Raw genomic sequence first — 14855 nt, forward strand, 5'->3', positions numbered from 1 at the left:
GTGCTCTCCATTAATTCTGTTCTGGTAATTTTTTTGCTGCCGCGGCATCGAGTACCCATTCCGTGGTGCCTTTGGCACTGCGGATATTGGCGGCAGGATATGGCAGTTGGGTAGGCTCATGTGTGGCGATCTCATGCACGATCGCTTGTTTGCCTTCACCCAACACCAGATAACTGATTTTCTTCGCCGCGCGCAGCACACGGGCGGTTTTTGATACACGCTTTTGCCCCGATTCAGGATGCGAAGCCACCAGCGCGAGCGCGGTATTGTCATACTGAGGATCGTGCGGGAACAGTGAGGCCGTATGGCCATCGCCACCGACGCCCAGCAAAATCCAATCAAACACAGGCGTGCCGTTTTCGCTTGGGATCAAGGCTTGCATTTCGGCACTAAAACGCGCCGCTTCCACGTCCGGATCGTCTTCACCACGAATACGGTGAATGTTCTCTTCCGGAATGCGAATGTGGCTAAACAGCAGCTTATTGGCTTCGCCGAAGTTACTCTCGGCATCATCCGGTGCCACACAGCGCTCATCGCCCCACCAAAAATGCAGGTTTTGCCACTGAATCGCATTGGCATAATCGTCACTGGCTAAACGCTTAAACAGCATTTTGGGTGTGCTGCCGCCAGAAAGCGAAATGTGCACGGCACGATCTTGCTCGCTCAGCGCTTGCATCGTGTCGGCTAAATGATTGACCACCGCGTCGGCATCATCAAAAACTCGGGCATTTATCATAATTCGCAGTATTCCGTGTCAGTCAGGTTTTTGCAGGGGAAGCGCCAAGCATGGCCATCACGCTCCAGCAACTGATCCGCTTCTTTCGGTCCCCATGTTCCGCAGGCATAGCCAAACAAGGCCTTGTCATTTTCTTTGTACTGCAGAATAGGCTCAACAAACTGCCAACAAGCTTCGACCGCATCACTGCGCGCAAACAAGGTGGCATCGCCTTTAAGCGCATCCAGCAACAAGCGCTCGTACGCGGTCAACATCTGGGTTTCTTCCAATGAAGCGTAATGGAAGTCCATATTCACGGCTTTGGCATTAAAGCCGGCGCCCGGCTCTTTAAGGCCAAAGCTCATTTGAATGCCTTCGTCGGGCTGAATGCGGATCACCAAACGGTTCTCAGGGGCATTTTTGCCGAATACAGGATGCGGAGTTTGTTTAAAGTGGATCACCACTTCGGTCACGCGAGTTGGCAAGCGTTTACCGGTGCGCACATAAAAGGGCACCCCGTTCCAACGCCAGTTGTTGATAAACATCTTCAGGCCAACATAAGTCTCAGTACGCGAGTCTTCCGCAACACCTGGCTCATTGCGATAGCCCGGTAACGCATTGCCACCCACTAATGATTCTGTGTACTGGCCAAGCACCAAGTTGTTAGTCAGATCATCATCAGACAATGGTTCGAGTGATTGTAGTGCTTTAAACACCTCATCACGCATGGCGTCAGCATTGATTTGTGCAGGCGGCTCCATCGCCACAAGTGCAAGCACTTGCAGCAAGTGGTTTTGGAACATATCGCGCACCGCACCCGATTGATCGTAGTAACCACCGCGGCCTTCTACACCCAGATGCTCCGCACCGGTGATCTCTACATAATCGATAAAGTTACGGTTCCAAAGCGGTTCAAACATCGCGTTGGAGAAACGGAAAACCAGCAGGTTTTGTACTGTTTCTTTGCCTAGGTAATGATCAATGCGGTAAATCTGATGTTCGGCAAAGTGGGCGTGAATGTCTTTGTCGAGCTGGCGCGCGGAGGCTAAGTCATAACCAAATGGCTTTTCGACCACCAAGCGTTTCCATCCGGTGCTCTCGTCATTGAGGCCGTGTTCAGCCAAGCTGGCAGGAATCGAATTGTAAAGCTTTGGTGGCGTGGCGAGATAAAACAGCGTGTTCCGCTGGGTGAAACCATACTGATCGGCCAACACATCTAACCGCTCGGTTAGGTGGTGGTATTCGTGCGTATCTGAGATATTAAACGACTGATAATGCACATGCGCCATAAAGGCGTCGAGTGTAGCAGGATCGGTCTTCTCTAGCTCCTGCATGGAGTGACGTAATTTGTCGCGAAATGACTCGTCACTGTAGAAGGTGCGGCTTGCGCCTAGAATTGCGAAAGACGCAGGCAGCTGTTTGTTCGCATACAAATGGTACAGGGCTGGGATCAGCTTACGGAAGGTCAGATCGCCAGATGCACCAAAAATAACAATGCTGCTGTTTTCTGGAATTACCATCATCTTTCCTTTGATAATAAAGGTACTGCATGTGATTTGCGCCACAAATTAGCAGCGCTATGGCCAAATTGGTAATTGGCGCTACCTATTGATGCCATCGTTGTAACCACTGAATCTGGCGGCTGTTCCTTGTTCATCCCTACATTGAGAACTCAGCATTCCCAGCCAGTGTGCTACAAAGGCGGTCTAGTCTAGCACTTTCTTACTCAATAAGCTTTACCCTAACTGGTATGACATGGTCGAGTGCCCATCTGCTGAGCAGCGTCACACAGCTGTTGGATCAGTGCCTCGACTTTCTCATGCCGCGCATTGCGCAGAGTATATAAACCGACGTTACCCGTTTTGTAGGGATGGGTTGTCAGCACTCTCACACCCTGACTGGCGAGGTATGTGTCGGCTTTGCTGGTATAGGGCATCACCGCTTGCGTGTCGTGCAACAGATCGATACTGGCGCTCAGCGCATCAACATCAAACACCACGGTGTGCGCACAAGTGGCAGGTGTAATCGGGTTGGCAAGTAAATGCGCATGCCGGGCATGATCAGGGGTGACACGCATCAAGGGCCAATCACTCAGACGCTGAGGGTCGATGCGGGTCGATATGTCTGTGAGTAGCGGATGGTTATCAGCCACATAATAGCTTTCCGCGTCCTGAAACAAGGGCATAAAGCGCACTTGCTGGCTTGCAACCAGATCGTCAATTTCATGACCGATAAACACATCCACATCGCCACTAAGCAGCGATGCCATCAGTGCCAAGCGATTGCCAAATTCGATGTGGACCGCACACTGGCGATCGGCTTGATAATCAAGCACTGCCGGTTTAACAAACAAAGGCCACCACGCCTCCCCAGTGCCAAGCTTTATTTGTCCCGCTTCACGCGCTTGCAAAGCATGAAGCTGGGCATGAAGTCGTTGCCGCGCAGCATGCTGTGCGGTGGCATGCTGATAATAAAGCTCTCCCGCGGCTGTCATACTGACGCCACGAGGGTGACGGACCAATAGCTGACATGCGAGACGTTGCTCCAGCTTTTGGATCTGTGCCGTCAATGAAGGTTGGCTGATCCCTAACTGCAACGCAGCCGCTTTAATACCCCCTGCCTCAACTACCGCAATAAAGTAGCCGGCGACTTTTTCTACATCCATACCGCACTCACTCACAATTTAGCGGCTTACTTTATAGCCTAATAGGGATACACGATTCAATGATATCGCCGATTTTTAATCTGTTGTCACCTTAACTATAGCCAATAGGTTATATCAAAAAGCGTTACGCCTATTTTTCTTGGCACTGCTCGCGCGCTAGGCTGTTTGCCACATCTCAAGCTGAGGCTTTGAGGATTTTTATTGTCGATAAGAGGTAATCGGTATGCAGAACGCTTGGTGGCATGATGCCGTTGTTTATCAAATCTACCCACGCAGTTTTTACGACACCAATGGTGATGGCATTGGCGATCTTAATGGAATTATCGAGAAACTCGATTACTTACATTGGCTCGGCGTCAATGTGTTATGGCTATCACCGGTGTATCAATCGCCGATGGATGACAATGGCTACGACATTTCCGATTACTGCGCGATCGCGCCTGAATTTGGCACCATGGAAGACATGACGCGCTTGATTGATAAAGCCGGCGCGCTTGGCATCAAAATCGTGATGGATTTGGTGGTCAACCATACCTCCGACGAACACCCTTGGTTCCAAGCCGCGCTTCACGACAAAAACAGTCCTTATCGCGACTTTTACATTTGGCGCGATGCCAAACCCGATGGCAGTGCACCCGATGATCAAGGCTCAATTTTTGGTGGCAGCGCATGGCAATGGGAGCCAAACACCGAGCAGTATTACTTTCACTTGTTCTCCAAGCGTCAGCCCGATCTGAATTGGGAAAACCCTGCTGTCCATGACGCCGTGTATAAGATGATGAACTGGTGGATTGACAAAGGCATTGGCGGATTCCGCCTTGATGTGATTGATTTAATTGGCAAAGAAATCGACAAAGGCATTACCGGCAATGGCCCGCGCCTTCACCCTCTATTACAGGCCATGAATCGGGCCACATTTGGCGGCAAAGACTTGCTCACCGTCGGCGAAACATGGGGCGCAACGCCGGAGATCGCCAAACTTTATAGCGCACCGGAACGCAATGAACTCTCCATGGTGTTCCAATTTGAACACATTACCGCTACCTGGAAAGACGGCGATAAATGGCAGCCCGTGCCTCTGGATGTCGCCGCACTCAAACAGGTGCTGTTCAAATGGCAACAAGAGCTGGCCGATAGCGGTTGGAACTCACTATTTTGGAACAATCACGATTTGCCTCGCGCGGTGTCCAAGTTTGGTCACGACGGCCAATATCGAACCCGCTCGGCAAAAATGCTCGCCACCACCTTGCACTTGATGAAAGGCACGCCCTACATCTACCAAGGGGAAGAGATTGCGATGACCAATGTCGCCTTCCCGTCTATCGACGATTATCAAGACATCGAAACCCGCAATTTTTACGATTTACGTGTTGCTGAAGGCGTTGATCCAGACACCATGATGGAGGCGGTATACCAAAACAGCCGCGATAACGCCCGTACCCCGATGCAGTGGGAGAACGCACCGCAGGCAGGCTTTACCCAAGGAACTCCGTGGTTACCGGTTAATCCTAACTTCACCACCATCAATGTGGCACGGGCAACTGAAAATAGCGGCTCTGTACTTTATCACTACCGTGAACTGATCAAGCTGCGCAAGCAATATCCAGTGATCGTACACGGCCAGTTTGCGCCTGTGGAAGAATCACACCCTAACGTGGTGGCTTACGAGCGCTTCGACGATACCCACCGTATTTTGGTAGTCAGCAACTTTAGCGAGCATAAACAAACCATCACCCTCCCCGCGCATTGGCGCGATAAGGACTTAACCTGCCTTAGCTACAACATGGATCCGGTCAAACAGTTAAGCACTACCTACAAACTGGCTCCTTACGAGTCGTTTGCGGTGATTGATTAACGCCTCCCATCGTATCGCATGGATAAGTTCACCAAAAAAGCCTAGGTTTAGAAACATCTCTGGACCTAGGCTACAAGACTAAATAATACTCAATATCTAAGTCACTCGAGCTGTATGAGAAATCATCACAGCACAATAGCAGTCAAACAAAGGCAGCTATCGGTTCATGAAAACTTCTCCTACCGATGAAATATTAATTCGCACTCGCCTTAAAGCAATCGCAAAAATTTCACCAATTGGTGAATACGCCCAACCGTCAAAATAATAGATAAGATAGTCGCCAAGGTTAAAAAAGTGACGAGTCAATGCAGAGATATACCTGTCATTGCGGAATGTTTAGCCATTCAACCATCGTATTAACATCAATATTATCGATGACGTGATAGTAGTCACTTATTGAGGCACCACTACCGATAAATTGAACGCAGTATTAGTCACAGACTTATTTTACTCTTATTCTATTTAATTTTCGCGTGCGCTATCGCGTTCAGCAACCGAAGCGTTCAACACGCTAATATTAGTGACAATTTTGTTATTAGTTTATTGGGCTTACCAAAAGGACTGAGTGTATGTTTGTATACTTGTTCGAAGCCAAATCGATACAGTCTTATCTGTTTCAATCTGGCAAACTTAAAGATGTTATCGCAGCAAGCGAACGTCTTGATAATCTGGTTGACGAAACTTCAACCAGTATATTGCAATCCGTCATCGCATCAGCGGGGTTAAATACCGATTTATTAGACGATGAACTCGCCGAATCTTCCAATACGATTCACTTTCTACGCTGCAAAGGCGGCGCCTTTTACTGCTGTGCACAAACGCAAGCGCCACTTATAAGGCTTCGCTCCTTATGGACATTAACCCTACAACAGATGTTTCCATCGCTCGAATATACCGATGCGCTCACAGAAGCAGAGACCCTGGTGGAAGCCCTCGACCTTGGCCACCAGCAACTGGCCAACGACCGTAATACACCAGCCATATCTTTTCCGATCGCCACCGCGCCGGTTGAACGTTTTTCAAGAACAGGCCGACCCAGTGTTCGTATGTCAGCGCTGGCCCAACGAGAAGATGATGGTCTGAATGAAGTCGATATCGATACAGACCTACATCGTCAGGCTTATCAATCCATGAATATGCGTGAAGCAGCCGCACTGCAAGACAAATTCACGCCCGAGGATCTCAAGGGAACGCTTCACTATCCGCTTGATCTTGAGACAGACTTTCTTTTCGACGATGAACAACACGGCGCACCAGACAGTGATCCTAGCAAAGATATTTCCCTCATCCATATTGATGGTAATGGATTGGGCATACTGCTGATGCGACTAAAAAATGCACTCAAAAACAAAAGCGATGCTGAACTCCGCAAAGGCTTTCGCCAATTCTCACGAGCGCTCAATCAAGCAACCACGGTAGCGGCCAAAGCAGCCACACAATATATTTACGACAAAGCCTGTTATCGAAAAGATACCCGCTCATCAGATTCAACACAGATGATACCCATGCGACCCATTGTCTTGGGGGGTGATGATATTACCTTACTTTGCCGTGCCAACTTGGCCCTTGAGTTCAGCACACGCTTTTGTAACGCGTTTATGGATGCATCCAAGGATAAACTTAGCCCCTTATTTGATGACTTTGGTTTCCCAAAAGAGTATGAACGTTATTTAACCGCCAGTGGCGGTATTCTCTACCAAAAAGCCAGTCACCCATTTACGCATTCTCACCAGCTCGTTGAGGCACTATGTGCGCAAGCCAAAAAACGCACAAAATCGGTCGTTGACGAGGGCGCAATTGGTCCGGCCGCACTGGCCTTTCATCGTCAATCAGAAAGCACCAATGACAGCTTCGACATCCTTGCCGATCGCACATTAGTGCACGGAGACAGGATGCAAATGGGTCAAACGGCATATTTTGTTGATTCATCGACACAGGCACACGCAAGGCTCGCGCAGGCGCCCTTCGAACTTAGCAAACTAAAACGGTTGGTGGCTTATTCCGCATCCGCTGAGCAAGCCGACACCGCGATGCCGCCTGTTTCAATCGCGCGTTGGCGACAAATGGCAACCGCCATTGCCCAAGGCGATATCGACGAAGCCGACATCATTTATCATCGTGGCTTAAGTTTGGCTGCAACGAATCAAAAGAAAGCGCTGGAAGAGCTGCTCGATAATCTCACACCCGATGGTTATCAACGCCAAAACTGGTACTGGGTCAATCAGCAAACAGGAGAGCAATACTGCCTCATTAATGATCTGCTGGTATTGCACCACTTTGCCGAGCCGATGAAAGGAAACTCGCACACAAACGATAAGGAGGTCACGCATGGATAGCTATCGGCTGGTATTCGATTTACACAGCGACTGGCACGTAGGCAGCGGGAAAGAAGCTGGGGCATACGCGGATGCACTATGCCTGAAAGACAGTGCCGGGCTGCCTTATCTCCCTGGTAAATCCATAAAAGGTCTCTTGAAAGAGGCATTTCAACTCGCCACTGATAATCAATGGTTTAGCCAAGACCTTGTTCCACTTTTATTCGGCCGTGAAGGGCGTGATGGCGTAAGCGAGCAAGGTATGCTGCAAATATCCAGTGGCCAGCTGTCCGCCCAAGAAAGCCACTATCTTATTGATAACAATGTCGCTAAATATCTATACCGTGTGCACCAATTCACTGCTATCGATAAAGAAACGGGTACCGCCAAGCCATCAAGCTTAAGAAGTATGGAAGTCGCGGTACCGATGCAGCTTGTTGCCCAAGTTCGCCTCAATACGCAGCACCCGCATTATCACACTCAGATCGACGGGCAAACAATCCACCAAGGGTTCACAACTTGGTTAGATCAAGCCATCACGCTAATCACCGCCTTAGGTGGAAAGCGGCATCGAGGTTTAGGACAAGTGACTGTATCATTGGAGGAAGCATAGCCCATGCGTATCTATTACTCACTCACCACGGTTGATCCCATCGTGATGAGCCAAACCACTGCCACCACTCATAACCACGAAAGCCTCGATTATATTCCGGGCAGTGCGATACTTGGTGCCATCGCAGCAAACCTCTATCCATCCCTTAATAAGGCCGAATCATGGGACATGTTTCATACCGGCTCGGTCAAGTTTGGGCCCTGTTTTCCTGTTGCCGACCATCAGTTGGCACTTCCTATTCCGGCCAGTTGGCACTACAAAAAAAATCAAACACCGTTCACTAAAGGTCAGCTCAATAAAACAGAGATATATAATCAAGCCAGTCAGCACTTCGAGCGCGCAGCCAACACGCAATATAAGCAGTGTCGGACCGGCTATGTCACCGCATCTGGTGAGATAGGTGAAGTGGCGAAAGGCATCAGCACCAAAACAGCCATTGAGCGCAATACGGGCAAAGCCAAAGATCAAACGCTCTACACCTATGCGTTTATCGAGGCTAAACAAACCTTTGTTGGTTGGGTTGAGTCCGATAACCAAGCGCACTTGTCAGCGATCCGTAAGCAGCTGCAAATGCCATTAACCCTGGGGCGTTCGCGCAACACTGAGTTTGGCCGCGTTGAGATCGCACTGATTGATCCCCCTGCCCAACCCGAACCGGCTATGGATGAACAGCAGCTAACGGTGTGGTGCTTAAGTGATTGCCAATGCATTGATTGGCGCGGCCTTCCCACCTACGTGCCAGCGCTTGAACAACTGGTCCCACACGCCAAAGGTACACTTAATCCGTCAAAAAGCTTTATTCGCGCAGACAGCGTGACGCGCTTTAACCAAAAACGACAAGGTTACGACTCCGAACAATGTGTGATTAATAAAGGCTCGGTTCTGGTTTATGATTTAGAGACTCCGCTATCGCAGCAAGACTTGCTGGACCTACAGCATCAGGGACTAGGCATCAATCAACACCAAGGGCTGGGTTGGATCATGATCAATCCGGCTTGGGCCACCCAAGCCACATTGGCTGATGATGACCTCTACCAGCGGTTTACTGTGCCGACAAAAACACAGCAACCTTCCGATGCACAGCCGCACTCTGCGCTAACACACTGGGTGGCCAGCCAAATTGCGCATGACGAATGTACCAACGATCAGAAACAGCGCGTTAGCCTGTTAATCAAGCAGGTTGGGCAAGCCTACGACAAGGCTCGCCAATACCATAATATTATGCCTCGCGACTCCGCGGGTCCCTCATCGACCCAATGGCGCCGGATCCATGATGAACTAAAACACAACAATCCAGATTGGCGCCAAGCGCTTTTTGATATCAGCACGGGTATCTGTAAGGCCAACAATGACGAATTCGGCTGGGGCATCACCTGGAGTGACGGGGATAAACCAATCACATTTGCAGCTTGGCTTGAGCAAGTGCTGGTCGATCACGATGCCGCCACGGTATTGATGCTTGTCAGCCAGATCACTCGCTATGACTTCTCGCGCTATACAAGCCTAAAACAAGCCAGTCAACAAATCGGCTTTAGTCTCATTACCCACGCGCACGATTCGGAGGTTAAACAATGAGCCATATTCATGTCACTAAGCTCATCCTCGAAACCCAAAGCCCGATGGCGATCAATTCAGGTCACAGAGAAGAAGGGTTTGATACCCAACTTGCGCGCGAGGCAAATGGCTTGCCGTATATCCCGGCGAGTGCGATTGCCGGTGTTTGGCGCCATCTCGCCCACCAACGACTCGCCGACGACGGACTTCCATTAGCGTCATGGTTTGGCACCACAGAGGGCGCGTCACGACTGACCATTTCTCACGGCATTGTTCACGATAGCCAAAATCGCCCGGTGTCACCGCTTATGCCTGCACAAGACATCGCCCACGATCCGATTCTGAGTCGCTTGGCACTGGCGCGCCCGCACCACCGTGAGCGCGTCGCGGTAAACGACCGAGGCGCGGCAAAAGAAACCGGAAAGTTTGACCAAATCCTCTTACCCAAAGGCGTGCGTTTTAGTGTCACCCTGCAATGGCACAGTGACGAGATGAGCGAACACGAGCAACAACAGTGGCAGGCACTGCTAGCATTGTGGGCCGATCGTCACTTCACATTAGGAGCCAGCAGCCGCAATGGTCTTGGGCAAATCAAGGTGATCGCCTGTGAGCAAACATCGTTTGATTTAATGCAAGGCCCGAGTGCCGGCCAGGCATTACAACAGTTTTTGCATAGTGAGAACACCAGCACACAGCCGCTTACGCCTGCAGACGATCGCCATCAAAGACGCCTCGCCTCACTGCCATTACAAGCCGTTGACAACTGGCGTTGTGGTTCTGGAACCACGCGGCTCGGCGATCACGACACCGGCAATGACATTGGGATCAAAACATACAGTGAACCCGAGATTCATTGGCAAGCCAACCACGGCGCATTCTCCGAGCCACGGCCGATTTTATGTGGCAGCAGCATCAAAGGCATTCTCGCCCACCGTCTGGCCTATCACGTGCGTCGCCATCAGGCCGATTGGGCTGAGGATCGCGACACTATGATTCACGCCGAATGGCAAGTGCGCCCAGATGCATTGTCATCACTGTTTGGCGCCGCCACCAGTTCACAAGGGGAAGGCATTGCCGGCCACCTCTTTATTGACGATGCCGACGTGACGGATTACCGCACCACAGTACGCACCCACAACCGGATCGACCGCTTTACTGGTGGGGTGCAACAAGGCGGCTTATTCAGCGAAGAATTACTGTATCAGCCTAAATTTACCCTCAATATTTGGGTGAGCCAAAACACACGCCTCTCCTCGACGCTGCAAGCCGCCTTAGCAGATACCATCGAGGATCTGCGCCAAGGATTATTGCCCATGGGCGCGGGCAGTGGCCGCGGGACCAGCCTTGTCATGCCACAAACAGATGCTGAATGGATCGTTAACTGGGCAGCATTAGACACTGACAACCTTGCTACGGAGCACGCGCAATGAGTTTACCCCAATACCACACCCTCCAGCAGCAATCCGACGTGGATAACACAAAGCTCGGCGTCACGTTACCACGTTTACATGCAGGTGTTTTGCACATCGCACAAAGCATGCTCAGTTTTGATGACGTTTGCTCTCAAATTCACGCTTTTTCGCCCCAACAAGGTTGGGTGATGTATAGAGATAGCGTTACCTCAACCACACAGATACCCTCGCGCGACGATCTTATCGAAGCGGAATATTGCCATGATAACGATAGCCTACAAGTCCGATTGGTGGGTCCAAATCGCTACAGTGTGTGTGCAATGACGCACCAAGCATCCGATGCCTCTCATACAGTCAGTATGGTTTATCAACACGTTTCACTGATTGGTGATGTCCGACTGGGCGACCATCAATATGTACAATACCGCCTTTGGTACCAGCAACAAACCGACCACGTGCAACAAGGTCGCTGGATCCCGCTTGCCCAGCAATTTATCGGCTTTGCCCCAAAAGAGGAGAAATAATATGACTGAAGTTCATGCGCCTTATCATTTTGCTCCCTTGTCTCGCTGGGTTTACATGCCTGAATGGGCGCATTTAGTCAGCCATGATGTGCCCTTTAAAGAGGGCTATTCGGGGGCGATTCATTACACACTCTCGAATCGCACCGCCCTGTGTGTTGGCGGCCAACAAACCACAGACAAGCCCGCACAAGTAAAATGGCAGCGAGATCCCGAAGGCAACCCTGTTATTCCAGGCTCCAGCCTTAAAGGTATGCTGCGCAACCACCTCGACATCGCCACCTTTGCTAAAATGCGTCAAGTTGACGATCAACACCTGTCATATCGTGATATTTCGACAGGAAAAACTGAGTATGCGCAAGAGATCCACGACACAAACGCCCAAGCCTATTGGATCAAATTTGATCCTGATGCAAAGCGTTGGCAGTTTAAAAAGGCAGAGCACACCGTGCTCTTTCATGCCGATCTCAATCGATACGCCCACATCAATATCAAGAACAAAGACGCGGTCCCAGACAAATATCGCGCTTATTCCTTAACTCAACCGGCAGTGCCATTTAGGCTCGGTGAACAAACCATGGAGGGAACGAAAGGAAAGCCGGTTAAAGTGGAGTGTGCAACGGACCTTGGCCAAGGCGAACAACAGGGTATTCCTGTTTTCTCAGGATTTCGCCCCGGCCGTAAAGAGTATCAAGACAAGCGCTTAAACTTTAGTTACCTCTTTTATAACGAGGCACAAGAAAATACCGACCTCCCTCGAGAAGAGGCCCAACAGCTCGTCACCAAGCTGTTTAACAGTCATGACCAAGCGCTAGTGGATTACTTAAAAAACCACCCTCACCCCACATTCGGCATACCGGTATTCGCGCGTGAGCAAGCCGGTAAGATTGTCGCGCTGGGGTTTGCCAAGATGCCGCGCAAACTGTACCCACAGTCGATCAAGCAGACAGTGAAGAGCGCCCAGCCACTGAGTGAATCAGACGCTATTTTTGATCTGCCAGAATTACTATTCGGCACCTTGCGTGAACAAGGCTTTTCACTCAAAAGTCGCGTTTATTTTGCTGATGCCACCTGCAGCCTCAATCAGGGCTTCAGTCACTCTAATCCAGTCATTCTTGGCGCGCCAAAAGCCAGCTTTCTACCCAATTATATTGAGCAACATACGGGGGAAACCCCCACAACCCGTACCCTTACTCATTACCAAAAAGGAGCCATCCCCAAGGGATGGAAGCGCTACCCCACGCAAGCCCAATTTAATCATACCAGCTTGCCCGACAACCTGAAGGACAAGCGTGATGTCCAATCGCAGTTAGAGCTGCTGGCACCGGATAGTCAATTTGCCGGCAAGATTGTCTTTCATAACCTAAAAAGACAAGAAATCGGCGCGCTATTATGGGCACTGCAATTTAAAGATCCAGAGGGCAAGGTTTTTTATCATAGCTTGGGTCATGGCAAGCCCCTTGGCGCTGGGGCGGTCTCATTCACTGACTGCACCCTCGATGCCCGGCCCAACCAAACAGACGACGGTGATCCACTCACCATCGAGCAAGCGGTTGACGAATTTGTGGCGCACATGAATCACGTCTATCAAGCGAGTCACGAAGGCGAGAACAACTGGCAACACAGCCCACAAGTCCGTCATCTGTTTGCGTTTGGCGATCTGGCGGATAACCAAGATAAAAACCTCACCTATATGCCGCTTGAGTCCAAAGGTGCCGCTGGCATGAGCTATCAGCAAGCGCTGCAAGGTCACAGCAAAGATGTGTTGCCCGATTGGTATCACGGTGGCGCCCATCTACCTAGAAAAAGTGACCAGCCCAAACCCGCGCCCGGTGACTACAAAAATTTTGGTCAAGGGCGACTGGCGGATTTGGTCAGCCAACTTCCGCTCACTGACCGCGAGCAACAACTTTGGGCGACAGCCGACGAACAAGCCGAAGCCGAGCGCAAAGCGAGTGCGTTTGCCCAGCTTTCACCGCTGGAACAACAGTTTATGCAACTCGAGCACGACTTAGCCTTGCCAGAAGTTCGCGCCTCTCAAGACAGACGGCGCGACTATGTGCAAGCCATGGACGATCTGCTCGATGCCTGCTTAGCCGATCCCCACCACTATGGCTTTGTTCCCTCGCTGCTCGCGCTCTGTCGAGACACGTCCAAGTCTGCTTATTTGGATCTGGCTAAGAATAAAAAGAACAAACCCAAATTGGCTGCACGCAAAGACAAACTGGCAGAACTAGAAACGAAATATAAGTGAGATCAACCATGATAACACCTGCATGGGCAGCGCTAACCGAGACGTTCACCCTGTTAAAACTAAACATCACCATTCAGCTTCATGAAGATGCGGTGCTACCGGCGTTTAAAGGCTCGATGCTGCATGGATGGTTTGGGCATGCACTCCAACGCGCCGACGAGCATGCCTTTTTTGTCTGTTACGGCAATCATGACAACCAACAACCCAAACCCTATGTTATTTGTCCCAATGAGGATCACAAAACCCATTGGCGCAAAGGGGAGTTGTATCACTTTGACATCACCCTGTTTGGCCATGCCACACAATTGGTGGATGCCCTGTTTAAAGCATTAAAACAGGGCGAATCCTTGGGTATGGGGCCACAGCGTACCCCATTTCGTGTGTTAAGCGTGGCATCCATGACCCCCACCGGGCTGCGTTCGGGGGTCGTTCCCCTGTCGTTGGCCGACTGGCTGGCGGTGGCGCCAGTCAGTCAATTAGACACTGCGGAAAAAGAGCTGGCCATCACCTGCTTAACCCCCACACGCTTAAAGCGAAACGGCAAGGTATGCCATCAATCGCTGCCTGATCTGGGGGAGTGGGTGCAGCAGATCTTACGCCGCTTGGTGCTACTAAGTCGGTTCTGGGTAAACGACGACCAACGCCTATTTGATGCCCTTTACCAATATCAACCGCGCATTGGCCCGCATCAAGTCAGTAGCGATTGTTACTTTGAAGACTGGCAAAGGTTTTCACACAAGAATAAGGAGTTTGTCCCATTTGGCGGCATTAAAGGCCAAGTGAGTTTTTGCGGCGACATTGCCCACGTGATCCCGCTGTTAACCCTCGGCCAAGCCTTACATATCGGTGGCAAAACCACGTTTGGTTTAGGCAAATACCAATTAATTGCCTAACCGAGCGAATGACCAATTGGTGATGGCCGTCATCACAACGGCGCGCCATCCATAATGG

General features: G+C 50.5%; 11 protein-coding genes. 8 read left to right on the plus strand and 3 right to left on the minus strand.

Annotation, left to right across the window (positions count from 1 at the left end; translation table 11 throughout):
- Positions 1–10: 10 nt before the first annotated feature.
- The 3 genes from pgl to BZG84_RS05970 all read right to left on the minus strand — a co-directional run bounded on the left by pgl (position 11) and on the right by BZG84_RS05970 (position 3380).
- Positions 11–736: a 6-phosphogluconolactonase gene (gene pgl / locus BZG84_RS05960; protein WP_077481679.1), complete on the minus strand. Its 726-nt coding sequence runs from the start codon at positions 734–736 to the stop codon at positions 11–13.
- Positions 733–2235 carry a glucose-6-phosphate dehydrogenase gene (zwf, locus tag BZG84_RS05965; RefSeq protein WP_077481677.1) on the minus strand — a complete coding sequence of 501 codons (1503 nt, stop codon included), beginning with the start codon at positions 2233–2235 and terminating at the stop codon, positions 733–735. The genes pgl and zwf overlap by 4 nt, the downstream gene beginning before the upstream one ends.
- A 221-nt stretch (positions 2236–2456) precedes the next feature.
- Positions 2457–3380 carry a LysR family transcriptional regulator gene (locus BZG84_RS05970; protein ID WP_077481675.1) on the minus strand — a complete coding sequence of 308 codons (924 nt, stop codon included), beginning with the start codon at positions 3378–3380 and terminating at the stop codon, positions 2457–2459.
- A 223-nt stretch (positions 3381–3603) separates the two neighbouring features.
- On the opposite strand from BZG84_RS05970, the gene BZG84_RS05975 reads away from it, so the two are divergent.
- From BZG84_RS05975 to cas6, 8 genes are all read left to right on the plus strand, one after another.
- Complete coding sequence (locus BZG84_RS05975; RefSeq protein ID WP_077481673.1) at positions 3604–5235, plus strand: glycoside hydrolase family 13 protein; 1632 nt, start codon at positions 3604–3606, stop codon at positions 5233–5235.
- Positions 5236–5804: 569 nt separating this feature from the next.
- Positions 5805–7571, plus strand: a complete 1767-nt coding sequence (locus BZG84_RS05980) for a Cas10/Cmr2 second palm domain-containing protein (protein WP_077678039.1) — start codon at positions 5805–5807, stop codon at positions 7569–7571.
- Complete coding sequence (locus tag BZG84_RS05985; RefSeq protein ID WP_077481709.1) at positions 7564–8163, plus strand: RAMP superfamily CRISPR-associated protein; 600 nt, start codon at positions 7564–7566, stop codon at positions 8161–8163. The genes BZG84_RS05980 and BZG84_RS05985 overlap by 8 nt, the downstream gene beginning before the upstream one ends.
- 3 nt (positions 8164–8166) lie before the next feature.
- Positions 8167–9738: a hypothetical protein gene (locus tag BZG84_RS05990; RefSeq protein ID WP_077481707.1), complete on the plus strand. Its 1572-nt coding sequence runs from the start codon at positions 8167–8169 to the stop codon at positions 9736–9738.
- The gene (locus BZG84_RS05995) at positions 9735–11147 is read left to right on the plus strand and encodes an RAMP superfamily CRISPR-associated protein (RefSeq protein WP_077481705.1); all 1413 of its coding nucleotides are present in this window, start codon (positions 9735–9737) and stop codon (positions 11145–11147) included. Before BZG84_RS05990 ends, BZG84_RS05995 begins: the two co-directional genes overlap by 4 nt.
- Positions 11144–11653, plus strand: coding sequence for a hypothetical protein (locus tag BZG84_RS16315; RefSeq protein WP_158011467.1), 510 nt, complete (start codon positions 11144–11146; stop codon positions 11651–11653). The genes BZG84_RS05995 and BZG84_RS16315 overlap by 4 nt, the downstream gene beginning before the upstream one ends.
- A gap of 1 nt (position 11654) precedes the next feature.
- On the plus strand, positions 11655–13904 hold the full coding sequence (locus tag BZG84_RS06000) for a TIGR03986 family type III CRISPR-associated RAMP protein (protein WP_158011468.1): 2250 nt from the start codon (positions 11655–11657) through the stop codon (positions 13902–13904).
- An 8-nt stretch (positions 13905–13912) separates the two neighbouring features.
- The gene (cas6, locus tag BZG84_RS06005; RefSeq protein WP_077481701.1) at positions 13913–14797 is read left to right on the plus strand and encodes a CRISPR system precrRNA processing endoribonuclease RAMP protein Cas6; all 885 of its coding nucleotides are present in this window, start codon (positions 13913–13915) and stop codon (positions 14795–14797) included.
- Positions 14798–14855: the final 58 nt, after the last annotated feature.

The sequence above is a fragment of the Salinivibrio sp. PR932 genome, assembly GCF_001996125.1.
In the GTDB taxonomy this organism is placed as follows: Bacteria; Pseudomonadota; Gammaproteobacteria; order Enterobacterales; family Vibrionaceae; genus Salinivibrio; species Salinivibrio proteolyticus.

Coding starts and splice junctions, on each gene's coding strand:
- pgl (WP_077481679.1), bottom strand. CDS start 736: ATGATAAATGCCCGAGTTTTTGATGATGCCGACGCGGTGGTCAATCAT.
- zwf (WP_077481677.1), bottom strand. CDS start 2,235: ATGGTAATTCCAGAAAACAGCAGCATTGTTATTTTTGGTGCATCTGGC.
- BZG84_RS05970 (WP_077481675.1), bottom strand. CDS start 3,380: ATGGATGTAGAAAAAGTCGCCGGCTACTTTATTGCGGTAGTTGAGGCA.
- BZG84_RS05975 (WP_077481673.1), top strand. CDS start 3,604: ATGCAGAACGCTTGGTGGCATGATGCCGTTGTTTATCAAATCTACCCA.
- BZG84_RS05980 (WP_077678039.1), top strand. CDS start 5,805: ATGTTTGTATACTTGTTCGAAGCCAAATCGATACAGTCTTATCTGTTT.
- BZG84_RS05985 (WP_077481709.1), top strand. CDS start 7,564: ATGGATAGCTATCGGCTGGTATTCGATTTACACAGCGACTGGCACGTA.
- BZG84_RS05990 (WP_077481707.1), top strand. CDS start 8,167: ATGCGTATCTATTACTCACTCACCACGGTTGATCCCATCGTGATGAGC.
- BZG84_RS05995 (WP_077481705.1), top strand. CDS start 9,735: ATGAGCCATATTCATGTCACTAAGCTCATCCTCGAAACCCAAAGCCCG.
- BZG84_RS16315 (WP_158011467.1), top strand. CDS start 11,144: ATGAGTTTACCCCAATACCACACCCTCCAGCAGCAATCCGACGTGGAT.
- BZG84_RS06000 (WP_158011468.1), top strand. CDS start 11,655: ATGACTGAAGTTCATGCGCCTTATCATTTTGCTCCCTTGTCTCGCTGG.
- cas6 (WP_077481701.1), top strand. CDS start 13,913: ATGATAACACCTGCATGGGCAGCGCTAACCGAGACGTTCACCCTGTTA.